We start from the raw sequence: 22617 nt of genomic DNA, 5'->3' as shown, positions 1-22617 counted from the left end.
TTCATAGTATAAGTTGACTGTATCCCTTAACCTTGTTAAACCATAAAAACCCGCGCAAGGAGGGGTGACAAACATTGAAGGGTAGCGACCATAAGAGCAAGTTTTTATTGACGCATCGTGAACGCGAGGTATTCGAGCTGTTGGTACAGGACAAGACAACAAGAGATATCGCACAGCAACTATTCATCAGCGAGAAGACCGTCCGCAACCATATTTCTAATGTCATGCAAAAGCTGAACGTAAAAGGTCGTTCACAAGCGGTTGTCGAGCTAATCAAGCTTGGTGAATTACAAATCTAACATAGCAACCTAATCCGGACGGCATAGCGATATGCTGTCTTATTTTTTTTATATGCTTATCCTTACAAATGGTGACAAACATTGAAGGTTAGCGACCGTAAGAAGGAAACAAAACGTCAGAAAGAATAGCTTGTAATAGTAGAAAAACAAGATCAATTACTGGGGATGTTGAAGAGTTTCTTCCAGACCTCTCTCATTAGCTATGCTAAAGTGACGCTGATCCACATTACTTGGGTTGGAGACGTATTGTTTTAAGGTAATTTGGTCAGTGAAAATGTTGTGTATATTGTTTTGATTATCACGTATTACAATATAGTTCTTTTCCTGATACACTCGAATGTAACTCTTTTGAGAAAGCTAGGTAGTTGATTAGTACCTCCCACCAAGAAGAATTTTTTGAAGCGTAGAACAAATAATAAGGCAACAATGGAACAATATATTTTAATAATCCCCAAAAGAATATGAAACCTAAAACAACTCCGACGATAGAAGCAATAATAAATAATTTTCTGGTTCTGCTTCTTTGAAGAAGTTTTCTTCCGAGAAACAGAAAAACCCTAGTGGTACTATGGTTAATATGGTTATGAACAGATACACAAAAGCATAATAAAAATACAGCCTATTATTGAAATCGATTGGATTTCGATTTAGCTCAATAAATGAAATAAGATTTAAATATTTTTTTCGGTCCAGATAATTGATTCCAATTATAAGCAATTCCTCTCAGTCGATGTATTTTATAATTAAAGTAGACTTCCCGATAAATCATTTATCGGTATTACCAATGCGAAATGAATTTTTATGGTAAAATAAAGACATGAATGACAGTAGACAGTAGGAGTGATATAACGATGAAATGGAAACAAGTCAGAGAGTTGTTCCCTGACCAATTTGTTTTGATTTCCATACTCGATTATACCGAGCAAGAAGATAAAAAAATCGTGACGGAAGTTGCTCCAATACGAGCAGTTCCCGCATTAGATGCAAACAAGGCATTTTTTAGTGCCGAGCCAGGTAGTATTGTTTATCACACTTCCAATGAGGACTGTGTTATCCATTTGCGTAAGGATCCGCTATTGAGAGTGAGACGCGGCTCATGAAGATGAATTATGACGGACAGCTCCTGACTGCTGCAATCACTCTTTGTTATCGTGGGAAAACGTTGCAGGTTACCGATATTATTATTGATACAGGCTCTACACATACTGTTTTTAACCCTGATACTTTGGAAGCTATTGGAGTAACGTATGAAAACGGAGACCCCGTTTATGAAGCGTATGGCATCGGTGGTACCGTTCCTTTTTATACGAAAGTTATGGACTACATCCAGCTTGATAAGCTAAAAGCAGAGAAAATAGAGGTCGATGTTGGCATGCTTCCCAAGTCGCATAAGGGACTGCTCGGACTGGATATTCTAAAAACACATGGTTTTATTGTGGATATGGATAAACTTGAACTCTACACGCCTATTTCCCGCTGACAGATAGTTTTTCTTATCATGAGCTGGCTGCCTTCCTTGTAATATCCCAGTGTACTCTAAATAATATTTCTAATGTCATGCAAAAGCTGAACGTAAAAGGTCGTTCACAAGCGGTTGTCGAGCTAATCAAGCTTGGTGAATTACAAATCTAACATAGCAACCTAATCCGGACGGCATAGCGATATGCTGTCTTATTTTTTTGCGTTTGCCAATATGTGACAAAGTGCTTCTAATTATTGTAATTATATGAAAGATGGAGAAGGGAATTGTCGAATGCGGTCGAATAATAAATAATAACATGATGTTGAGGAAGGTTAATATGTATAAATTACGCCTGAATAAAGCATCTGAGAAAAAGAAGATTAGCTTGGCAACGCTTTTGACAGGCCTGGTTACGATTTCTGTCTTGCTTACATTAACGATTTTGCTACTCGCATCCTATCAATCCCAGAAAAAATCTTTAATTGAAACGACGCTTACTTTGAATCACTCCACTGCAGCCAAGATGAGTCAAACGATGGACTCTTTATTTATATCGATGCGCAGCAGCCTAAAAAATGCAGCAGCATTTTATTCTATGAACGATACACAAAGTACAGCTGAGTCGGAAAAGCATCTTGATCTGATACGCAAAAGCAGCAATTTTTTTAATTCGATTATCGTGGTGGATGAAGAGGGCATCATACGCGTTTTTTCTCCACCATCATTAAGCGCAACAGGAGAGAGGGTTAAGACGAAGCCGCCGCTCGAAGCATTAGCACTAAAAAAGCCTTACATTTCGAAGCCCTATGTTAGCGCTGTGTCGAATAGGCTGCTTGTGTTCATCAGTGAACCTTTATTCGATCGAAATGGCGCTTACCGCGGTTTTATCGGCGGTTCCATCTATTTGCAAGAGCACAACGTTTTAAATATGATTTACGGGAAAGACAGCATTGATCAGAATGGCTCTTACTTCTATGTGGTTGGCTCAGACGGCCATTTGCTATATGATCCTGATAATAGCCATAACGGACAAGCCATTAACGATGGCGAAATCGTCCAGAGGCTTGCCCAGGGAAAAAGCGGATTTGAGCAGACCGTTGATTCAAACGGATTGACCCTGCTCGCTGGATATTCCTATGTGCCGGAGAGCAAATGGGGAGTTATTGTGATTTCTCCAGCATGTGCTGTGAACGCAGAATTAAAAGATTATATTAAGTCGATTCTTCTTTATACGCTCATTCCGTTTATTCTATTGCTGCTGGTGACGATTGGGTTTGCTCGCCGACTAGCTAAGCCATTCGTAACGCTATCCAACCTCGTCAGCAAAATAGGAAAGGAAGAGGTTGTGTTACCGCCCGTGAGGCATCATTGGAACAGAGAAGCGGATTCATTAACAAAGACCGTCATACTGGCGATGAGCGGCATTAAAGCGCAAACCGATTTATTGACCCAAGCGGCTATGACCGATGTTTTGACCGGGCTTAGCAACCGTCGAACGTTAGAAATCATTATGAAGCAGTGGGTAGAGGAGAAAAAGCCTTATTCCATTCTTGTTCTGGATATCGATCGATTCAAATCTATCAACGATAATTATGGCCATCAAGAGGGAGATAAAGTTTTGCAGCATCTGGCTGAAATAGTCAGGCAATCCGTAAGGGCAGGCGCTGTATGCAGCCGTTACGGCGGCGAAGAGTTTGTTGTGCTGTTGCCATTTGCGACGGCTCATGAAGTTTATGAAACGGCCGAACGTATAAGGATCACGATGGAGAAAAGCGAAAATCATCTGAAACAGGCCGTTACGGTTTCGCTTGGGGCGGCACATTTTCCATCTCAGGCAAGCCATGCGGACGCATTGTTCTTGCTCGCTGATCAGGCGTTATACAAGGCCAAAAATGCAGGAAGAAATCAAACGGTAATAGCCGGCTAGCTGTTAGCTTGCAGGTATGCCGCTTTTGATTGAATAACTTAGTGCTGAAAAGGATTAATCTAATGAATCTGAACCTATTATCTACAAAAAAAAGAATGATTTATTTTTTCGTCATCTCGATTGCGGCTCTAAGCTTGCTCACCGGCATGAAGGTGTTTTTCTCTTATCACTCCACGAATAAATCGGCTGAGATCGCGCTGGCGAAGCAGTACACCGAGATCGCGAAGGAAATGGCAAAGGGACTGGATCTAGAGAGTTACGGTAAGCTTCTCCAAAGCCAAACGTATGATGGGAATTATCAAGCAACGAAGCGCTATTTGGAGGAATTTCGCAAACGAATTAACGCCCTATATGTATATACGCTGCTGCTGGACGACAGCGATGTCTCCAAAATCGTGGTATCAGCCATTCCGCCTGGCGTAGAGGATTTGCCTATCGGCTTTCCATGCACGGTTCCTGCGTCAGCAGTGAGGCTTGCCAAACATGGCAAAAACTATTACACCGGCGTTATTCATGATGAACGAACCGGATCATATATGTCCGTTGGCGTCCCTATATTTAACGATAAGGGCGAGCATATCGGGGTTGTCGGAATCGATATTGCCGCCGAGGAATTAGGTTATATCAGCAAGCATGTCATCAAAAACAATACGGTGATCTTTGGCATGGACGTATTGTTCGCACTCGTATTGTTAGCCGGCGTATTCTTTTTGAACAAATGGTATAAAGCCCGCTTGAATCAGGATTTGAAGGAATCGGAGACGATATACATTTCCGAGCTTGGAAAAATAGTAGGCACGATTAAATCAAGCAGGCATGATTTGATGAATCATCTTCAAGTGCTGAACGGCTTAATGGATATTCGCATGTATGACAAAGCGCATGAATATTTAAAGCAGCTTACGGTTGAGTCCAGAACGCTCGAGTTGTCATTGCGGGTTAAAAACCCGTTTTTGATGGTATTGTTTCAAAGCAAGTGGGAGCTGGCTCACTCCAAAAACATTGATATCGAATTTGAAACGGAATTTAACGATTTTAACAAAATGGAATCGATGGATCTGATTAAACTGTTCTCGAATCTGCTGGATAATGCGATTGAAGCCGTTGAAGCGTCGTTCAGCGAGCTGCCGCAAAAGATTCGTGTCAGCTGCAAAACGGATAAAGGGAAATACAAATTTGCGATTGAAAATGCGGCAGTGCTTACGGATAAAGAGTGCAGCAGCCTCTTTCAGAGCGGGTTTACGACAAAAGGAGAGAGTCAGTCCTTGCGCGGGAACGGCCTTACGATCGTAAGGAAAACGGTGGAGAAGTACAAGGGTGATATACATTTTACTTACGAGGAGGACAAGCTTCTTATTGAAATTACGATTTAATGGGTAGCGCTCTGCAAAGTGAGCTTTGTTTATCGATGTAAAAAGAAAGGGCAGACGAGCAAGGGTAATTACCTTGATCGCCTGCCCTGCTTTATGAGCATCGTTATTTCAGTGCTGGCACATGCGTCTCAACATAAGCGCGAACCTCTTCAGCCGATTCCAGCTCTAGAACCGCATGCGCTATTGCCTTCATCTCTTGCTGGGACAGCTTAGCAAGCAGGGCGCGTGCCGGCAGCACTGCGCTCGCGCTCATGCTGAATTCATCAAGCCCAAGGCCGAGCAAGATAGGCAGAGCATGCTTTTGTCCAGCCATTTCGCCGCACATTCCGGCCCATTTGCCATTTGCGTGAGCAGCCGTAATGACGCGCTCAATCAGCTGTAGGATGGCGGGGTGGAGCGGGTCATTTAAGTAGCCGAGCTTCGGATTCATCCGATCGGCCGCCATCGTATACTGCACCAAGTCATTGGTGCCGATGCTGAAGAAATCAACTTCCTTCGCGAACTTATCGGCGATTATGGCAGCAGCCGGAATTTCAATCATGATGCCAGCCTCGATGGTTTTGTTGAATGCGATGCCTGCTTCGGTCAGCTCCTGCTTCGCTTCCTCCAGCAGAGCCTTCGCTTTGCGCCATTCGCTAATCGCAGCGATCATCGGAAACATGATTTTCAAATTGCCGAACGCGCTTGCCCGCAAAATCGCCCGAAGCTGCGTCTTGAACATATCCGGTCGATCTAGGCAGATGCGAATCGCGCGGAAGCCTAGGAAAGGATTGTCCTCCTTCGGCAGATTCATATAAGCGATTTCCTTATCGCCGCCAATATCGGATGTTCGGATGACGATTGGAGCATCGCTGCCGAACGTTTCGGCTGCTTTGCGATAAGCCTCAAACTGCTCATCTTCGGAAGGCAGTTCCGCTGCATCCATGTAGAGAAACTCGGTACGGAACAATCCGATGCCTTCAGCGCCCATCTTTGCGGCTTGCTCCGCATCCTTTACCGAGCCGATATTCGCGACAAGCTCTACCTGCACGCCGTCGCTGCTTACTGAAGGCTGGTTCATATAGGTTTGGTAAAATTGCTCATGCTCAAGCTGCTTTTGCTGCAATTGCGAGTAACGGGCTAATGTATCGTCATCAGGATCGATAATAACTTGTCCCTCTGTACCGTCGATAATGACCGTTTGACCTTCCGTTACAACCTTCTCAAGCATATTTCCAATGCCTACGATAGCCGGGATGCCGATTGATCTTGCAATAATAGCGGAATGCGACGTCCGTCCGCCTGCCTGCGTCGCAAAGCCAATGACCTTGTTCGGATCCAGCTGCGCGGTATCCGATGGCGTCAAATCCTCTGCAAACAATATGATGTTGCCTGCCTCGCCATTTACAGAAGCGGAGGTTATGCCCTGCAATTTATTTAACACCCGGCGGCTTACGTCACGAATATCTGCTGCCCGTTCCTTCAAATAAGGATCATCAAGCGAGCTGATCATTTCGGCTATTTCCTCAGAGGTAGTGTAAAAAGCAAATTCGGAGTTTATTCGCTCCTTGCTAACCATCTCCTTCGAGCGGTCAATAAGCTCTTCATCTTCAAGCAGCATAATATGCGCTTCGAATATTTCAGCTTCTGCTTCCTTATTCTCTCTGACCAGCTTATCATGTATCGCTTCAAGCTCCACGCGGGTTGCCGCGACCGCAGCCTCGAAGCGAGCGACCTCTTTATCCAGTTGATTGGCATCAAGTTGTTCTTTAACGATCTGTACTGCTTTCACCGACAATATCTTGGCTGTGCCAATTGCATAACCGGGCGATGCGGCAATCCCTTGAAGAAGCATCATTTATTGCTCCTATGCTGCTCGACTGAAACCAATACCGCTCCGATAGCGGAGATGACATCCGCTGCGTTTTCGCCTTCAGCTGTAACGGTGATGCTGTCGCCTTGCCTTGCTCCAACGGAGATGACATGAACAAGGCTTTTTGCGTTAAAGCTTTTGCCGTCCTTCTCAAGCGTAACGGCACCGGCGGATGCTTTAGCCGCGTCGACGATTTTGCGTGCAGGCCTAGCGTGAATACCAAATGGGTTTTTTATAGTAAAGCTGTTTTGCATCGTTTTCCACTCCTATTAGTTGTAACTTCACAGTATTTTTTTGATTTCATCCTTTAGCTGCTCGGATTGCGTGCCGAAAATAACCTGTACGGCTCCTTTGCCTAAACGAATGATGCCAGCTGCTCCCATGCCCTTAAGCTTGGAATCATTGACGACGGTCTCATCCTTCACGACCAAGCGCAGCCTTGTAATGCAAGCATCCAAGCCTACGATATTAGAAGATCCGCCAAGCGCTTGCAGTACGTTTGCAGCTTTGCTGTCGCCGTCAGTTGCAGACGCGGCATGTTCAGCTTTTTTGTCCTCCGCGGTTTCGTCCTCGCGGCCAGGTGTCTTGATGTTGAACTTAATGATGATGAAGCGGAACAAGAAGTAGTAAACGACCGCAAAAGCAAGCCCGACAGGGATAATGAGTAGCGGGTTGGTCGCAAGCTGATAATTGACCGCGTAATCGATGAAACCGGCAGAGAAGCCAAAGCCGTGTTTGACATCCATTTGATAAAGGATAAAACCCGACAAACCGGTTAACAGGGCGTGAATGACAAACAGAAACGGTGCAGCGAACATAAAGGCAAACTCAAGCGGCTCCGTAATCCCGGTAAGGAAGGAGGCGAAGGAGGTCCCGATAAAGATGGAGGCCACCATCTTGCGCTTCTCTTTGCGTGCCGTATGAATGATAGCTAGCGCGCCCGCAGGAAGTGCGAACATCATAATCGGGAAAAACCCGGTCATGAACATCCCCGCCGTCTTGTCCCCGGCGAAGAAACGCGTCAAATCGCCATGCACAACTTTGCCGGCAGCATCCGTGTAATCGCCGATTTGAAACCAAGCGATTGAATTGAGGACATGATGCAAGCCAGTAGGAATGAGCAGCCTGTTGGCCGTAAGGAATACGAAGGAGCCGATGCCGCCAAAGCCGACAATCCAGCGTCCAAACGTATCGAGTGCGCCTTGAACAGGTCCCCATACGAGGCCAAGCAGGAGCGCAACAACGACCATAACCAGCGACGTAATAATCGGAACAAAACGTTTTCCGCTGAAGAAGCCAAGCCAGTCGGGCAGCTTAATCGTATGGAACCGTTTATATAAGTAAGCAGAGATTAGACCTGCAATGATACCGCCTAGTACGCCCATATTCAGGACAACATCTTTTCCCACAATGCCTGTGAAGACAAGAGGGACTTTAATTTGAACTGTAATAAGCACCTGATAGGCGATAACAGCGGCAAGCGCGGCAACCGCGTCGCCAGCAAGCCCAATCGCAACGCCGACAGCGAAAATCAGCGGCAAGTGGTCAAATATTGCGGATCCGCCAGCCGCTAGAAACGGGGCGACGTATTGATTGATAAACTCACCGGCGCTTCCCATATGGAAGTCCTTCACATAATCGATATTGCCAAAACGAAGCAAAATGGAAGCCGCAGGCAGCGCGGCAACCGGGAGCATTAATGCTTTACCTATTTTCTGTAGAGAGGCCAGCATGTTTGATCGTCCTCTTTTCTTTCAAAGTATGGTTGGGTTTTAGGGTCAACTGTTCATTTCTGCGCGCAGCAGCATGTCTTTCCCGGCAGCGGCAATGCCGCTTGAGACTAGATGCTCAAGCTGCTTCACATCATCCCCGTTAGCGATGACGATCGGCGTGACGGTAGGATATCCGGCTGCCTTGATTTTGTCCTGGTCAAATGATATCAGCGTATCGCCCGCTTGGAAGCTGTCGCCTGAAGCTATATGGGCATTAAAGCCATCGCCGTTCAAAGCAACGGTGTTGATTCCGATATGAATAAGCAGCTGCAAGCCGGAAGCATGCTCAATAATGATGGCGTGATTCGTATGAATGAGATGGGAGACCGTACCGTCGAATGGCGCGATAATTTTGCCCTCTGATGGCTCAATCGCGAGCCCGTCGCCCATATGCTTGCCTGCGAACGCCTCGTCCGGCACCTCAGTTAATGGCACAATCTTTCCTGACAATGGTGCCGTAATTTCAATCGATTTTTGTTTTGATTTTCCGAAAAGTTTGGATAACATGGTTTAGTCCTCCTATTGTTGATCTGTTTGTTTGATAATTTGTCCTACCGCTACATTATGAATACCGGAGTAGATATGGAGCGCTAGAAATCCGATTTCATCCTCTGGCACCGCAACCTTGAACTGCGTGCTGATCCATTCCGCTAATCGAGCTGCGATTTCATATTCCATCGGAAAGCTCTTTTTGGTCTCGTTTAGAAAAGGATTTACAATATCCATGCCATTACGCAGCCGATAAACAGCAAATTGGATGTGGCTCGGCAAGGCGAAATATAGCTTCGGATGCACATCAACGCCGATCATCTGCTTGATATGGTCCGCAATCCGCTCTGTTACTTCGATGATTCCGGGATCGATCTCCTCGAGATAGGAGTGGTACTGCTTCATCTGTTCGGTATCGTCTAAGCGAAATCGCTTCTCGATACGCGGGTCCGTGCTGGCGATGGTTTGGCCGGCTTTCAGCGCGAAGCCAAGCCCTTTGCCGAAAATGACATATTCTCTCTCGGTTTGCGTGTCGGCCGTTAACAGAACATTGTTGCCGATCGCACGTTCTACCCGGAATGCGCGAGCCATGCTTGAAATCCCTCCTTTGTCATTAAGGTGCCCAATTGGCAAAAAAAAGAGCCAAGAAAAGAAGACCGCTCTAATTCGACATTAGATGGTAATCTTTTCTTGGCTCATGCCTCAATGGATGAGTAACACGCCAAATGGTTATGGATGATCGTTAAAATCAATTAAATGAGTTTTGCAATCATTCGCTTGAATAGTAACATCATATTAACTTAAAGCGCTTTCGTCAAGAGGATGCTCGCTTGAAAAATTACACTTTCATCTTTTTTCAATAGCCATCGGTGGAATGTCCAAGCTCGCTTGCGATCTCCATTCCTTCGTTTGCCGGCGTTGTGCCGACATGCCCTTTATCCGCAAGATGCTTATCCTTTTGCTTAAGGCCTTCGGCTACACGACTCCCGTATTCACTGTCAGCTTCGGAAAAATGCTTAATCATTTGTTCGCGAATGACCGAGCTGCAGTTGCTAAGTGCATCCACTAAATTTTCAATGAGCTCGTCGCGCTCCCATTGCTCGAATTTGCGATAGGTATCGCCGGCTTGCTTGAAATTGTTTTGCCGGTCGATGGGCTGCCTGGTCAGCTTAGCTGAATAGGATGGCTCATGCGGCTCGCCGGATGGCGATGCTTCCTTTAAGCCGCCCATCGTTGAAGGCTCATAGTTGACATGTGGATTTTGGCCAGGCGCAATATCGATATAGAAAGCCATCTGACCGTCGCGCTGATTGGTCGCAACCGGCTTCTTCGGCGCGTTGATCGGCAATTGCAGATAGTTGGTGCCTACGCGATGGCGCTGCGTATCGGAATAAGAGAATGTACGCCCTTGCAGCATTTTATCGTCGGAGAAATCCAGTCCATCCACTAATACGCCAGTGCCGAATGCGGCTTGCTCAACCTCTGTGAAGTAGTTTTCCGGATTTTTGTTCAGAACCATCCTGCCGACAGGCAGCATAGGGAACAGCTCGGGATCCCACAGCTTCGTATCGTCAAGCGGGTCAAAATCAAGCTCATCATGCGCGTCGTCGCTCATCCACTGCACCTGAAGCTCCCACTCCGGATACTCGCCGCGCTCGATTGCCTCATATAAATCCTGAGTGGCATGATTGAAGTTTTTCCCTTGCAGCTGCTCAGCTTCAGATTGCCGCAGGTTGCGTATGCCTTGCTTCGGCTCCCAATGATATTTGACGAGAACGCCTTTGCCTTCGGCATTCACCCATTTGTATGTATTCACGCCCGAGCCTTGCATTTGCCGGTAATTAGCTGGAATTCCCCATGGGGAGAACAAAAAGGTAATCATATGCGTTGCTTCAGGAGACTGGGACACAAAATCAAAGAAACGTTCCATGCTTTGCACATTCGTGACCGGATCAGGCTTGAAGGCATGCACCATATCGGGAAACTTCATCGCGTCGCGAATAAAAAATATTTTTAGATTGTTGCCGACAAGATCCCAGTTACCGTCCTCCGTATAAAACTTGGTAGCAAAGCCGCGCGGGTCACGAAGCGTCTCCGGGGAATGGCCGCCGTGAATAACGCTTGAGAATCGAACGAATACAGGCGTCTGCTTGCCTGCCTCTTGAAAGAGCTTCGCTCTCGTATATTTGGCAATCGGCTCATCGCCGAGCTTCCCATAGGCCTCGAAATAGCCATGTGCCCCAGCGCCCCGCGCATGCACGACGCGCTCAGGAACGCGTTCGCGGTCAAAATGTGAGATTTTCTCAATAAAATGATAGTTCTCTAACGTTGAGGGACCGCGGTTGCCGATGGTCCGGATATTTTGGTTGTCAATGACGGGATGGCCCTGCCTAGTCGTTAGTGTTTGGTCTGGCGTATCATTTGATGCCATAACATGATCATCCTCCTTTTTTTTTCATATGCCTAAATACGCGACTAGTTTGAGTCTTTCGCCTAATTATTATGCACCTCTCGGGTAAGATGACAATTTGCTAGTATTGCTCAATAATCGAGAAAATTATGGTATAATCGAACCATATTTGTACAATAAATCGCTGGGTTTTGCATTGAAAGCAGATTCCATTATACATTTTGTAGGGGGATAAGATGTTAAAATTTAGTCTTTTCATTTTCTTGATATGGTTGTTCGGCAACCCATTTATCGCTATCCTCGTCATGCTAGTCCTGCTTTATATGTTAGACCGGCGCTTTGTCGGGTTAACGCCCAGCCTCTTTAAACCTATAAAAAGACTCTCTAGAATAAAAAAGCTGAAACAGCAAATAGACAGCTCCCCAAACGATGTCTCCTCCAAGCATGAGCTTGCCAGGCTTCTAATCGAGAGAAAGAAGTATGGAGAGGCTCTTCGATGGCTTGAACCGCTGCAGCATACGCTTGAGGATTCCGCTGAGTTCTGGGATGACCTCGGCATGAGTTATTTGTATACAGGCGATGAGGAACGCGGGGTTGCCTGCATGCTTAGAGGTCTGGACCTTAATCCGCGAGTCAAATACGGAGCGCCGTACCTGCGCCTGGCATCCCATTACTCAAGCGGACAAACCGAGAAGGCGCTCACCTATATCCAAGCTTTTCAAGCGATTAATTCCTCGTCCTGCGAAGCTTATGACCAATTAACATCCATTTATAAGCAGCTTGGAAATGCGGAGGAAGCTAAGCGCACCACGGAGGAGGGGCTTCGCATATACCGGATGCTGCCTCGTTACAAGAAACGTCAGGAGCGCAAATGGGCCGTTCGTTTATGGTGGAAGAAGACAACCGGTTAACGCCAGCAATCTCGTTTATTTTGTTTTTGATGACCGTATATTTGTTATCATTTGTTAGTGGAAAGAGTATTGTCGTTTGGTTTAGGATGCTACATAATGAAAGCTATAATAGATAGAAGGGCAAGATGCAGGAGATGCAACGCAATATTTGGCTTGTGGCAATTAGCGTTATCGTCGTTTTAGTTTTATTGAACAATACGGCTTATTATTTTCTTACCAAAAAAACGCTGGAAGACTCTTTTAACGAAGAACTCCTGAACCATGCAAATCGACTGCAAATTTCACTAGAACAATCTCGCGAAGGCTCCGAGCAATTCCAAAATCAGATCGGCCGTGAGCTTCGCGCCGCTTCGATCGCTATCCAATATGCTCTAGATCCCGATATCGAGAAAGTAACGTCTGAGCAGCTGATCGAGCTGCGCGACAAGCTGGACCTCAGCCACATCACACTTCTCAAGAAATTACCCGATGATATTGTGCTATACAAATCCTCTAACGAAAAACAAGTGAATACGAGCACGAAAAGCTGGAAGCCATGGTACGAGGTGTTTAACCAGCTGTTCGAGAACAAAAATGCTTCGGTGGACTGGCTTGGACAATCGCTTCCGAATTTCTGGAGCGGACCGTTCGAGGTATCTACGACCAACGTGGATCAGCTTAACAAATGGGGATACTATTACGATGGTGCAACAAACTATATCATCGATCCCTACGTGGATTATGAGCGGCAGGAAGCCTATGAAATCGCCACTGGCGTTCATCGCATGATCGAAAATTCGGTCCAGAGCAGCGACTCCCTACTAGAGATTGCATTCATAAACCCGGAGACGTTCCCGGATGGGAAAGCAACGATTAATCCGGAAGGCCAAGTGCAAGGCCATAAAGTACAGGAGCCGATTTTTTATGGCACGTACTCGATAAAGTCGGCGCAGGATACGAGCATGGTGCGCAAAGCCTATTTTTCTAAGAAGACAGTTACGCTTCGTGAAAATATTAACGGTAAAGAAATTTACAAAATGTATATTCCGACATTCGTGAATGAAAAAGGGATTAACATAACGGATCGGGACGGCCAGCCGATGAATAGCTACGTGCTGATGCTGACTTCCGATTATCATGTCATTCAAGAAAAGCTTGATTCGCAGTTTCTCAATTTAGGCATCATAATATTGATCGTAACCGGCTTAAGCTTGCTGATTGCCGTTGTTGCGATGAGATATTATAGGCATTCGCGCGATAAGGTGGTACGCGTCACGCAAGAAACCTATGTGGACGAGATCAACCAAATGTTCCAATCGATAAGGGCGCAAAGGCATGATTTCTTAAACCACGTGCAGACGATCCATTCTCTCGCGGAGCTCGATAAATCGCAGGAGCTCGTTGCATACACGAAGGAGCTGACCGGTGATATCCGGATGATGAACGATATTATTAATATCGGCAATCCGGCGATAGCGGCACTTGTACGCTCCAAAATTTCGCAGGCGGAGAGCAATAAAATTCAATTCAGCTGCTCGTTTACCGGTCTTAATATGCAGGAAATGGGCGTTAAGACGCTTGACGTCAATCGGATGCTCGGCAACTTGATCGATAATGCCTTTGATGAAGTGCTGAAATATTCGGAGGACAGGCGGCATGTTACGCTCGTTGGCAAGCAGACGGCTGATTTCCTGGAGTTTACCGTTACGAATACGTGTGAAAACGCTGATGAAGCGATATCGAAGCCTATTTTCGAGGCGGGTTATTCGACCAAGCAGCAGGACCATCAAGGTCTAGGTCTATCCATTGTGAAGTCGATTGCGAAGCAGTATAAGGGAGACGTTCACGTCACTGCGGAGCCGACCGGAAAATTAACGTTTATCATAAAAATGCCATTATAATAAAGAGTTTGCCTTGCCGACTGGAGTTCCGGGTCGGTAAGGCATTTTTATTTGCTCCAGATCAGGCATTTGACGCCAAATGATGGCAACAGCCGTTTCGGCTTGGTATAATAGAAAGAATGCAAGTGAACGGAAAGGAAGCGGGTGAATGTCTCTAATGCACCTCAATGAAAAGCTGCACGCGCTGATTGAACAACAGTTAAACGTTCACGTCGAAACGACGATTATGAAGCGAGGTTGGCAATATTACATGGAAGGCAAAGTGAACAGCGCGAATGAAGGCAGCCAAGATCATTTATATGGCGTCGTTCAGGGCTCGGATCTTTATGCTGTTATATTAGATGCAAGCAACTTGCGGTACAGCTCCTGTACCTGCCCATATACCGGTTTTTGCAAGCATATGGCTGCCGTATATTTTCAATATTGCAGTCAACAGGAGGGGGGGCATGGGTTAGCGGAACGATCCTATTTCCGACTGCTCGGACTCTCATCTGCAAGTTCGCTGCTGAAGACTTCGCAGGCGGCAAGGGTTGAGCCGCAGCCGCAATTGCCCGTCGCTCCCCGCGACCCTGGCGCACTTGCGACCGCCGGGGAGTGGCTGAGCTGGATGGAGGAGACGCATGGCGAGGTTTGGCGGAAGTGCCGCCATTCTCTGCATGCGCTGCAGCCTTTATTATCATCCTTAAAGGGACTCGCGAAGGACTGGGAGAAGCCGATGCAGCGATTGCACTGGTCAACGGCTATTCTATTCGTGCTGGAGCAAGCAGAGCGAGCCATTAATACGGTTGATTCGTTCAGCAGATATTACCATGAGATGTCGTTTATCCGTATGGCAGAGCCTTGGGTGGAGCATCTCTATACGCTAATATCCGAGTTGACGCCGGAGACGATGGGGCCGGAGGAAGAGGCTTGGGCGGATGCGCTGATCGCACATGTGAAGATATGGGCAGCCAGCACGGAGCGGCAGCTCTTTGACTGGGGCTATATTTATTTGGCCTTCTGCGAGAAGCTATCCGAAAACCGCAGCTGGTTTGAGCGCGAGCTAACCTCGATGGTCGAGCTGTCTCATGCAGAGGATGCGGAAGGCGTCAATAAGGAGTTTTTGCATACCGCGATTGGCATTATGTACTTTTTTGACAAAAACGATGAACTTGCGATTCAACATTTTGCATTAACGAGCTTTGAGCGTTCGCAGAAGGTGATGTATCCATGCGCGGCACAGCGGATGGAAGAAGGAAAATGGGAGCTCGTGGAGCGCTGGATGAGCTTTCTGTTCGAGCGAGTCAACAAAGTGAAAAACGGCCGTTCGGTTGGCCCGTTCGTAACGTTATGCCGCCGAGCCGATCTCGACCGTCCGGATTTGCAAATATGGACCGACTACATGACGCAATTGCTGCCTCATTCCTATTCAGAATTATCTGACCATTGGCTGGATCAGAAGCGTTATGAGGAATGGGCCGATCTGCAGATGCTCGTGGGTTCCCGTCCGGAGGATGTCGGCGCTCATGCGCTGCGCGAAATTGCGAAGCTTGCTCCGCATGCGTTAATGCCTCTCTACCATCAGTCGGTGGAGGCATCCATTCAGACTCGCAACCGGCAAGGGTACCGAATAGCCGTTAAGCAGCTGAAGAAGCTGGAGCGTTTATATAAAGCAGACAAGGATACACCGAGATGGGATCAATATATTGCAGGACTTGTACGGAAACATCAGCGTCTTAGAGCTTTTCAGGAAGAGCTGTGGAAAGGGAAAATCGTTACATGAAAACATTCATTGGCGCGCGCAAGTTAATGATAGACGGGTTTTGGAACGAAGAGGAAGGCGACGCCTCGGTTCTGTTAAGCGCAGTCGATCGGAAGGATGCGGCCGATAGCAAGCTTCGCTCCTTGTTGTTTGCATGGCATAAGGCATCCTGGTACGGGGCGGATATCGAAGAGATTAGCGTTGGCGAACGGAAGCTGCTGAAAGTACCGCCGCTGCTTGCCATGGATTATTTATCTTCGCCGCAGCATGTGCGGCTGCTTCAATTAGAATGGACGGACCGCTTGTCCGTCCTGATGAGAATGGCAGGGCAAATACGGACCGCGTTGATCAATGGCTGGTTTGCGCCCGATTGGGAGCGATGGACGGAAGATAAACGCAGCTGGCGCATGGACATTCCGGAGCACGAGAATGATCTAATTGCGGCTTGGAATAACAATGTGCAAGCGGCGCTTCAAAATGGCGATCATGGGAGCGAACACTGGATCAGCGGCGCTGTCGAGCAAATGATCGCCGAAAACGAGCAGGCGGCGAAGGCATGGAACGCTATAGGCACAGCTTCAGGCGAAGCGGTGCTAAGAAGGAAGTCGGCCGATGAGGAAGATTGGCTCATCGCGATCGGACTTCGCAAGGATGTTCTGCCGTTTCGTACCGCGCTTCAGCTCGTTGAGCCGATGGAGTCGTCCTTGTGGCGGCTTCGTCCTGTTCTGCAAGATCGCAATGGGGGGCAGTGGCTGCCCATTCGGCTTAATGAAAATGAGGATGGCTGGGAAGCGGACACCGAGGATGGTCGCGCGATACCAGCGGAATGGCTGCCGCTGCTTGAAGGCAAGCTAGCGAAAGAGCAGATGAAATGGACGACGGCGCTGCCTGAGCTGAAGGATATGCAGGATGAGAGCAAGCTTAGGGAATTGCTGTCGGACAATGAGGCGTGGAAGTTTTTGGAGGAAGCAAGCGTTCGACTGCTGGAAGCGGGTTGTCCCGTGCTTCTGCCTAGCTGGTGGGAAGCGGTTCGCTCACGGAAGCTGCGGCTAAGAGCCAAGATGAAATCGTCAGTGGGTTCGGCTGCACAGCCGATGTTCGGGCTTGACCAAATTGTTCAATTTGACTGGAAGCTTGCGCTTGGCGACGTGAATCTGACCGAGGCGGAGTTTCTCCACTTGGCGGAGCAGAACCGCCGGCTTTTCAATATCGGCGGCGAGTGGGTTCATTTGGACCCGCAGGATGTGACGCAAATTAAACAATGGCTGAAGCGGATGGGCAAGCGCAAGGGGCTCTCATTCCGAGATGTTCTGGAGATGCATCTAAAAGGCGGAATTCCGCTCGATGAAACGGGTGAGCTGGACAATGATCTGGAAGCGGAAATTGAGCTGAATGAGCATTTAACGTCTTGGCTCGCTCAGCTCCAGCAAACATCGCAAATTCCGCTCGCCGAAATACCGCCAACGTTTTTGGGCGAGCTTCGTCCCTACCAGCTTGAGGGCGTATCATGGCTGCTCTTCTTAAGGAGGTTCGGGCTCGGCGGCGTGCTTGCGGATGATATGGGGCTTGGCAAAACGATTCAATTTATGGCTTATCTCGTCTATTTGAAGGAGAGAAAGCTGCAATCTGGCGGACCTTCCCTGCTTATATGCCCGACGTCGGTAATCGGCAACTGGGAGAAGGAGCTTGAGAAGTTCGCGCCTTCGCTTCAAGTGATGCTGCATTATGGCAATAAGCGGGATAAGGGAGAGCAATTCCGCGATTCGGTTGCGGGCGCGGATCTGGTCATTACCTCCTACTCGCTCGCGCAGCTAGACGAGGAAGATTTAAGCTTGGTCGATTGGGATGCGCTTTGCCTCGATGAGGCGCAAAACATCAAAAATATATATACGAAGCAGTCAACCGCCATTAGGCGTCTGCCGGCGGGGCATCGCATTGCGCTTACGGGAACGCCGATGGAGAATCGGCTGACCGAGCTCTGGTCAATCTATGATTTCATTAATCCCGGTTACTTGGGCAACATTAACGAGTTCCGCAAGGAAGTGGTTACACCGATTGAGAAAACGCGGGATGAGAAGCTGATCGCCGGGCTTCAGCGCTGGGTGAAGCCGTTTATGCTGCGGCGAATCAAGAAAGACCCTTCGATTCAGCTGTCGCTGCCGGATAAGAATGAGTCGAAAACCTATATGACGCTAACGGCAGAGCAGGGTGCCATGTACGAAAATTTAGTGGCGGATCTGCTAGAGAATCTGGATAAGCTCGGCCCGATGCAGCGAAGAGGCCTTATTCTTGCCGCATTAACGAAGCTGAAGCAGCTTTGCGATCATCCTTCACTGCTTGCGGATGAGGAAAAAACAGCTTTATGGGAAGTGGACCGCTCTAATAAAGTGGCACGTCTGCTTGAAATGTGCGAGGAGATCGCAGCGGAAGGCGAACGCTGCCTCATCTTTACGCAATATATCGAGATGGGGCATCAGCTCCAGCAGCTGCTTGAGGAGAAGCTTGGCCTGCCGGTGCCTTACTTGCATGGCGGAGTGCCAAAGGCGAAGCGGGATCAAATGATTGATCAGTTCCAAAATACGGAGGAGCCATGCTGCGCTTTTGTACTTTCGCTGAAGGCTGGCGGCACGGGGCTTAACCTCACCGCTGCGAACCATGTGTTCCATTTTGACCGTTGGTGGAATCCTGCGGTGGAGAACCAAGCGACCGACCGGGCGTTCCGAATCGGACAAACAAAAGAGGTTCATGTGCATAAGTTTATTACGCTCGGCACGCTTGAGGAGAAGATTGACGAGATGATCGAGCGAAAGCAATCGCTGAACGATCAAGTCGTCGGTCAGTCCGAGCAGTGGATAACGGAAATGTCTACCGACGATCTGAGGGAGCTTTTTGCACTGCGAAAAAGCTGGTTGAAGGGATGAGGATATAAATGACAGACGGCAGCATCCGTGCCAAACAGGAAAAATTAATGCTCGAAACGGCAAAAGCGAATCAGTCCGCTCAAACCTCACATGCAGTTGAGGAAACGCCGCTGGGAAATGGCCAGAATGAGGGCGCGAGCACCGAATGGCGAAGATTTTATGACGCGGTTAAACAAATAACGCTTGACATGCGTTAATATAAGACTAACTACATGACATAGCCTGTCGGGAAAAGTAACCCGGCGGGCTTTAAATTTTTATCCCTCCAATCCCAAATAAGAGGATAGTATCCCTAACTCGTCGTTATTTGGACCTCCTAACCATTGTTCAAAGGCGACTATAATAAGGATGCGAGGCAAACAAGCAGCACCATAAACGAGGAGGTCTTCCCAATGAAAAAGAAACACACTCTACTTGCCACCCTTTTAGTATCGATCATGCTGGTCGCAACGGCATGCGGTGCTAACAACAATGCAGGGACGAACAAAAACGCAGGTACAAACAGTACAAATACACCTGCCGAGACTACAGACGCACCTGCAGAAGCTAAGGACGTTACCTTGTCTTTGCGCCATACACAAATTAAAGAAACGAGCAAAACTCGTTTGCAAATTCTAGAAGATGTCGTTGCCAAAACACAGGAAGAAAACAAAGGCCTTACGTTCAAGCTAGAAGGCATTGACGAGATCGTTAACCGCGATCAAAAGCTGAAAGCTGAAATGGCTGCAGGCAACCCTCCTGATATTTTCGAAGTATTCGGCGGCGCTGACCTTAATCTTTATGTAAAAGCGAACCGCATGCTGGACTTGACTCCAATCATTGATGAGCTTGGCCTTAAAGACAAGTTTGCAAGCTTGGATGAGTTCACAGTTGACGGTAAAGTATACGGCCTTCCTTTCGGCGGATACAGCGAAGCGATTTTCTACAATAAAAAAATCTTCACTGAGCTAGGCTTGGAAATTCCTACGACTTGGGCGCAATTGCTTGAAATCTCCGAAAAAATTAAAGCTGCCGGTTACACGCCATTCGGTTTGGCTGCAAAAGACGGCTGGGTTAACGGGATGTTGTGGAACACAGTTATGGAGCGCAACGTTGGCATCGATGCATTCAGCAAGGTGGTATCCGGCGAAGCGAAATGGACAGACGAGAACTTCGTTAAAGGGTTTGCTTCCTATGCAGAGCTCGTGAACAAAGATTACTTTACAAAAGGCGCACTTGGCCTTGCTTACGCTGATCAAGGCGCACAATTGCTATCCGGCAAAGCGGCTATGGTGTTCACAGGAACTTGGGATGCTAACCGCTTCTCCGGCGACGAAGCAGGCGAATTGAAAGGCCAAATCGGTTACTTCGCATTCCCGTCCATCGATGGCGGCGCAGGCGACCAAACCTCCATCAATGCTTCCTACTCGAACGGCTTTGGTTTCTCTGCAAACCTGAATGAAGATCAAGTAGCGGCAGCTAAGAAATTTATCGCTAACTTCTACACGGAAGAAGTACAAAAACGCACATTGGTTGAAGACAAATTGCTTCCTTCCATGAAGCTTAGCGATTTGTCCGGCGTAGACCCGCTTACAACTGAAATTTTGACTGTAATGGCTAACGCTTCTTCTTCTTGGAAAGCTTATGATGCAATCGTTCAACCAGCTGTAGGCGCTGACGTTAACGTTGGTATCCAAGAGTTGATCGGTAAAGTGACGACACCGGAAAAAGTAGCAGCAAAAATTCAAGCGTCGCAAGACAAGGCTAACGCAGCGAAGTAATTGCATGACATTACAATCGTTCCTGATGGGCGAGAGGGTGTCCTTCCTTCCAGGAGGACACCCTTTTTAACGCCAGGATAAAAGGAGGACATTATGAACAGAGCTCTCAAAAATCCAATTACCTACGTGGCGTTCATTATTCCGACGCTTGCATTATACGCTTTATTTTTTGTTTATCCGGTCATCATTTCGTTCTTTTATGGCTTCTTTCGTTGGGACGGCATTACCGAGAAGGTATTTATCGGATTCGATAACTTTACGAGATTGTGGCAGGATGAGGTTTTTAGAAAAGCGCTTTTGAACAACTTTTACTTTATGGCTTTTTCCTTAATTGTGAACATTCCGCTCGTCTTCTTGATTTCGATTATTATCAGTAAAGTTAGACGGATGCGTGACTTTTACAAATCGGCCGTATTCGTGCCGGTTGTGATCTCGACGGCTACAGTAGCGATTTTGTTCGGCGTGCTCTACAACTATGATTCCGGTATGATCAATCAGTTTATTCGACTGGTTGCACCAGAGAGCTGGGCGCGTGAATGGTTGTCCGATCCGAAGCTTGCCATGCTTTCGATTCTAATTGCAAACGCTTGGCAAAATATCGGCTTCTTCATTGTGTTATGTTTGGCGGCTATTCTAAACATTCCGAAAGAGATCGTCGAAGCTTCCAAGCTCGATGGCGTTAACGGCTGGCAAGAAACATGGTCTATTACGCTTCCTCTCGTCAGACCTATCCTGTTCGTTATGCTGCTGCTCACCGTTTCGGGAACGATGAAGGTGCTTGATATCGTACAAATTATGACGAATGGCGGTCCGTTCCAATCCACGGAGGTTATGTCGACATACATGCTTAAAGTAGGCTTCCGTTCGCTTGAGCTTGGTTATGGCAGCGCGATCGGGGTAGCGATGTTCATTATTATTTTAGTGCTTACTGGCATTTTGCAACGCATCACGAAAAGCGAGGAGGTGCAATACTGATGAAACGTTCCGGTAACTCACAATGGTGGATGCATACTTTTTTATTTGGTTATGTAATCGTATTGCTCTTCCCTTTGCTGTGGCTTTTCATGTCTTCCTTCAAAACGAATCGTGAGATCACAGTCAATACATGGGCACTGCCAACCAGCTTTAATTTTGACAACTATGTTGCCGCATGGCAAACCGCGAATATCGGAAAATATGCTTGGAACAGCACCTTTGTAACGGTAATCGCATGTGTGCTTACGCTGCTCTTCGCAGCGATGACTTCGTTTGCAATCGCGCGCATGAAATACAAGAAAACGAACAAAGCGATTTACCAATTTATTTTGCTTGGACTTATCGTGCCTCCGGGTGCTTTGTTTATTCCGCTGTACCGTTTGGTGCAAGGCATTAAGTTGTTCGGACAGCCATTATATGATACGCATTGGTCGCTAATTTTGGTATACTGCACTTATGCTTTGCCAATTACCGTGTTTATTATATATGCTTTTATGCTATCGATTCCTAATGAATTGGAAGAAGCGGGCATTGTGGACGGGCTTGGCGCGACGGGATTGTTTTTCAAAGTGATCATTCCGATCTCCTTGCCGGCGCTTGTAACCGTATTTATTTTAAATTTTATTTCCAATTGGAACGAATATATTTTATCCCAGTTATTCATAACGTCTGAATCGCTCAAAACGCTGCCTACCGGCATGGCTACCTTTAATGATGGTTACCGCACTAACTTTGCATCGCTCTCCGCAGCGGTCATCATAAGCATCATTCCGGTTCTAGTCGTGTATATGTTCTTGCAGCGCCAAATCATTGAAGGCATGACGGCGGGCAGCGTAAAAGGGTAA

Annotated in this window: 19 protein-coding genes and 1 pseudogene; 14 read left to right on the top strand and 6 right to left on the bottom strand. The window is 47.3% G+C overall.

The window, feature by feature from the left end:
• Positions 1-74 precede the first annotated feature (74 nt).
• The 6 genes and pseudogenes from ADU23_RS30925 (at position 75) to ADU23_RS30905 (ending at position 5061) form a co-directional block, all read left to right on the top strand.
• Positions 75-299, top strand: coding sequence for a helix-turn-helix domain-containing protein (locus ADU23_RS30925; protein ID WP_006040330.1), 225 nt, complete (start codon positions 75-77; stop codon positions 297-299).
• Positions 300-1150: 851 nt separating this feature from the next.
• Entirely contained in the window at positions 1151-1399 is a 249-nt protein-coding gene (locus ADU23_RS30920; RefSeq protein ID WP_053377275.1) for a hypothetical protein, read from the top strand.
• Positions 1396-1779 carry a retropepsin-like aspartic protease gene (locus ADU23_RS30915; protein WP_053377274.1) on the top strand — a complete coding sequence of 128 codons (384 nt, stop codon included), beginning with the start codon at positions 1396-1398 and terminating at the stop codon, positions 1777-1779. Before ADU23_RS30920 ends, ADU23_RS30915 begins: the two co-directional genes overlap by 4 nt.
• 32 nt (positions 1780-1811) lie before the next feature.
• Positions 1812-1931, top strand: a pseudogene (locus tag ADU23_RS33875) (helix-turn-helix domain-containing protein); the annotation flags it as partial.
• 167 nt (positions 1932-2098) lie between these two features.
• Positions 2099-3688, top strand: a complete 1590-nt coding sequence (locus ADU23_RS30910) for a sensor domain-containing diguanylate cyclase (RefSeq protein ID WP_053377273.1) — start codon at positions 2099-2101, stop codon at positions 3686-3688.
• 62 nt (positions 3689-3750) lie between these two features.
• Positions 3751-5061 carry a GHKL domain-containing protein gene (locus tag ADU23_RS30905; RefSeq protein WP_053377272.1) on the top strand — a complete coding sequence of 437 codons (1311 nt, stop codon included), beginning with the start codon at positions 3751-3753 and terminating at the stop codon, positions 5059-5061.
• A gap of 103 nt (positions 5062-5164) precedes the next feature.
• Here the strand turns inward: ADU23_RS30905 and ptsP are convergent, their stop codons facing one another.
• The 6 genes from ptsP to ADU23_RS30875 form a co-directional block, all read right to left on the bottom strand.
• Positions 5165-6895, bottom strand: a complete 1731-nt coding sequence (ptsP, locus tag ADU23_RS30900) for a phosphoenolpyruvate--protein phosphotransferase (protein ID WP_053377271.1) — start codon at positions 6893-6895, stop codon at positions 5165-5167.
• Positions 6895-7167 (bottom strand): HPr family phosphocarrier protein, encoded by a 273-nt coding sequence (locus ADU23_RS30895; protein WP_053377270.1) that lies wholly within the window; start codon positions 7165-7167, stop codon positions 6895-6897. Before ADU23_RS30895 ends, ptsP begins: the two co-directional genes overlap by 1 nt.
• Before the next feature lie 27 nt (positions 7168-7194).
• Positions 7195-8646 (bottom strand): N-acetylglucosamine-specific PTS transporter subunit IIBC, encoded by a 1452-nt coding sequence (nagE, locus tag ADU23_RS30890; RefSeq protein WP_053377269.1) that lies wholly within the window; start codon positions 8644-8646, stop codon positions 7195-7197.
• A 45-nt stretch (positions 8647-8691) separates the two neighbouring features.
• A complete protein-coding gene (locus tag ADU23_RS30885; RefSeq protein WP_053377268.1) occupies positions 8692-9192 on the bottom strand; it encodes a PTS sugar transporter subunit IIA in 501 nt (166 codons plus the stop codon).
• 12 nt (positions 9193-9204) lie between these two features.
• Positions 9205-9765, bottom strand: a complete 561-nt coding sequence (locus ADU23_RS30880; RefSeq protein WP_053377267.1) for a CAT RNA binding domain-containing protein — start codon at positions 9763-9765, stop codon at positions 9205-9207.
• 265 nt (positions 9766-10030) lie between these two features.
• Positions 10031-11605, bottom strand: a complete 1575-nt coding sequence (locus ADU23_RS30875; protein WP_053377266.1) for a catalase — start codon at positions 11603-11605, stop codon at positions 10031-10033.
• 215 nt (positions 11606-11820) lie between these two features.
• Between ADU23_RS30875 and ADU23_RS30870 the strand changes: the two genes are divergently transcribed.
• From ADU23_RS30870 to ADU23_RS30835, 8 genes are all read left to right on the top strand, one after another.
• The gene (locus ADU23_RS30870) at positions 11821-12495 is read left to right on the top strand and encodes a tetratricopeptide repeat protein (protein WP_053377265.1); all 675 of its coding nucleotides are present in this window, start codon (positions 11821-11823) and stop codon (positions 12493-12495) included.
• Between the two features lie 125 nt (positions 12496-12620).
• Positions 12621-14375 carry a sensor histidine kinase gene (locus ADU23_RS30865; RefSeq protein ID WP_231637563.1) on the top strand — a complete coding sequence of 585 codons (1755 nt, stop codon included), beginning with the start codon at positions 12621-12623 and terminating at the stop codon, positions 14373-14375.
• A 148-nt stretch (positions 14376-14523) separates the two neighbouring features.
• The gene (locus ADU23_RS30860; RefSeq protein ID WP_053377264.1) at positions 14524-16137 is read left to right on the top strand and encodes an SWIM zinc finger family protein; all 1614 of its coding nucleotides are present in this window, start codon (positions 14524-14526) and stop codon (positions 16135-16137) included.
• Complete coding sequence (locus ADU23_RS30855) at positions 16134-19037, top strand: DEAD/DEAH box helicase (protein ID WP_053377263.1); 2904 nt, start codon at positions 16134-16136, stop codon at positions 19035-19037. Before ADU23_RS30860 ends, ADU23_RS30855 begins: the two co-directional genes overlap by 4 nt.
• 8 nt (positions 19038-19045) lie before the next feature.
• Positions 19046-19234 carry a hypothetical protein gene (locus tag ADU23_RS30850; protein ID WP_053377262.1) on the top strand — a complete coding sequence of 63 codons (189 nt, stop codon included), beginning with the start codon at positions 19046-19048 and terminating at the stop codon, positions 19232-19234.
• 195 nt (positions 19235-19429) lie between these two features.
• A complete protein-coding gene (locus ADU23_RS30845; RefSeq protein ID WP_053377261.1) occupies positions 19430-20797 on the top strand; it encodes an extracellular solute-binding protein in 1368 nt (455 codons plus the stop codon).
• Positions 20798-20890: 93 nt separating this feature from the next.
• Positions 20891-21772 carry a carbohydrate ABC transporter permease gene (locus ADU23_RS30840; RefSeq protein ID WP_053377260.1) on the top strand — a complete coding sequence of 294 codons (882 nt, stop codon included), beginning with the start codon at positions 20891-20893 and terminating at the stop codon, positions 21770-21772.
• Complete coding sequence (locus tag ADU23_RS30835) at positions 21772-22617, top strand: carbohydrate ABC transporter permease (protein ID WP_063846123.1); 846 nt, start codon at positions 21772-21774, stop codon at positions 22615-22617. The genes ADU23_RS30840 and ADU23_RS30835 overlap by 1 nt, the downstream gene beginning before the upstream one ends.

This window comes from Paenibacillus sp. FJAT-27812 (genome assembly GCF_001273905.1).
Classification (GTDB): domain Bacteria; phylum Bacillota; class Bacilli; order Paenibacillales; family Paenibacillaceae; genus Pristimantibacillus.
Note: the sequence above shows the minus strand (reverse complement) of the source record. Positions and strands in the feature narration are given on the sequence as shown.

Coding starts and splice junctions, on each gene's coding strand:
- ADU23_RS30920 (WP_053377275.1), top strand. CDS start 1,151: ATGAAATGGAAACAAGTCAGAGAGTTGTTCCCTGACCAATTTGTTTTG.
- ADU23_RS30915 (WP_053377274.1), top strand. CDS start 1,396: ATGAAGATGAATTATGACGGACAGCTCCTGACTGCTGCAATCACTCTT.
- ADU23_RS30910 (WP_053377273.1), top strand. CDS start 2,099: ATGTATAAATTACGCCTGAATAAAGCATCTGAGAAAAAGAAGATTAGC.
- ADU23_RS30905 (WP_053377272.1), top strand. CDS start 3,751: ATGAATCTGAACCTATTATCTACAAAAAAAAGAATGATTTATTTTTTC.
- ptsP (WP_053377271.1), bottom strand. CDS start 6,895: ATGCTTCTTCAAGGGATTGCCGCATCGCCCGGTTATGCAATTGGCACA.
- ADU23_RS30895 (WP_053377270.1), bottom strand. CDS start 7,167: ATGCAAAACAGCTTTACTATAAAAAACCCATTTGGTATTCACGCTAGG.
- nagE (WP_053377269.1), bottom strand. CDS start 8,646: ATGCTGGCCTCTCTACAGAAAATAGGTAAAGCATTAATGCTCCCGGTT.
- ADU23_RS30885 (WP_053377268.1), bottom strand. CDS start 9,192: ATGTTATCCAAACTTTTCGGAAAATCAAAACAAAAATCGATTGAAATT.
- ADU23_RS30880 (WP_053377267.1), bottom strand. CDS start 9,765: ATGGCTCGCGCATTCCGGGTAGAACGTGCGATCGGCAACAATGTTCTG.
- ADU23_RS30875 (WP_053377266.1), bottom strand. CDS start 11,605: ATGGCATCAAATGATACGCCAGACCAAACACTAACGACTAGGCAGGGC.
- ADU23_RS30870 (WP_053377265.1), top strand. CDS start 11,821: ATGTTAAAATTTAGTCTTTTCATTTTCTTGATATGGTTGTTCGGCAAC.
- ADU23_RS30865 (WP_231637563.1), top strand. CDS start 12,621: ATGCAGGAGATGCAACGCAATATTTGGCTTGTGGCAATTAGCGTTATC.
- ADU23_RS30860 (WP_053377264.1), top strand. CDS start 14,524: ATGTCTCTAATGCACCTCAATGAAAAGCTGCACGCGCTGATTGAACAA.
- ADU23_RS30855 (WP_053377263.1), top strand. CDS start 16,134: ATGAAAACATTCATTGGCGCGCGCAAGTTAATGATAGACGGGTTTTGG.
- ADU23_RS30850 (WP_053377262.1), top strand. CDS start 19,046: ATGACAGACGGCAGCATCCGTGCCAAACAGGAAAAATTAATGCTCGAA.
- ADU23_RS30845 (WP_053377261.1), top strand. CDS start 19,430: ATGAAAAAGAAACACACTCTACTTGCCACCCTTTTAGTATCGATCATG.
- ADU23_RS30840 (WP_053377260.1), top strand. CDS start 20,891: ATGAACAGAGCTCTCAAAAATCCAATTACCTACGTGGCGTTCATTATT.
- ADU23_RS30835 (WP_063846123.1), top strand. CDS start 21,772: ATGAAACGTTCCGGTAACTCACAATGGTGGATGCATACTTTTTTATTT.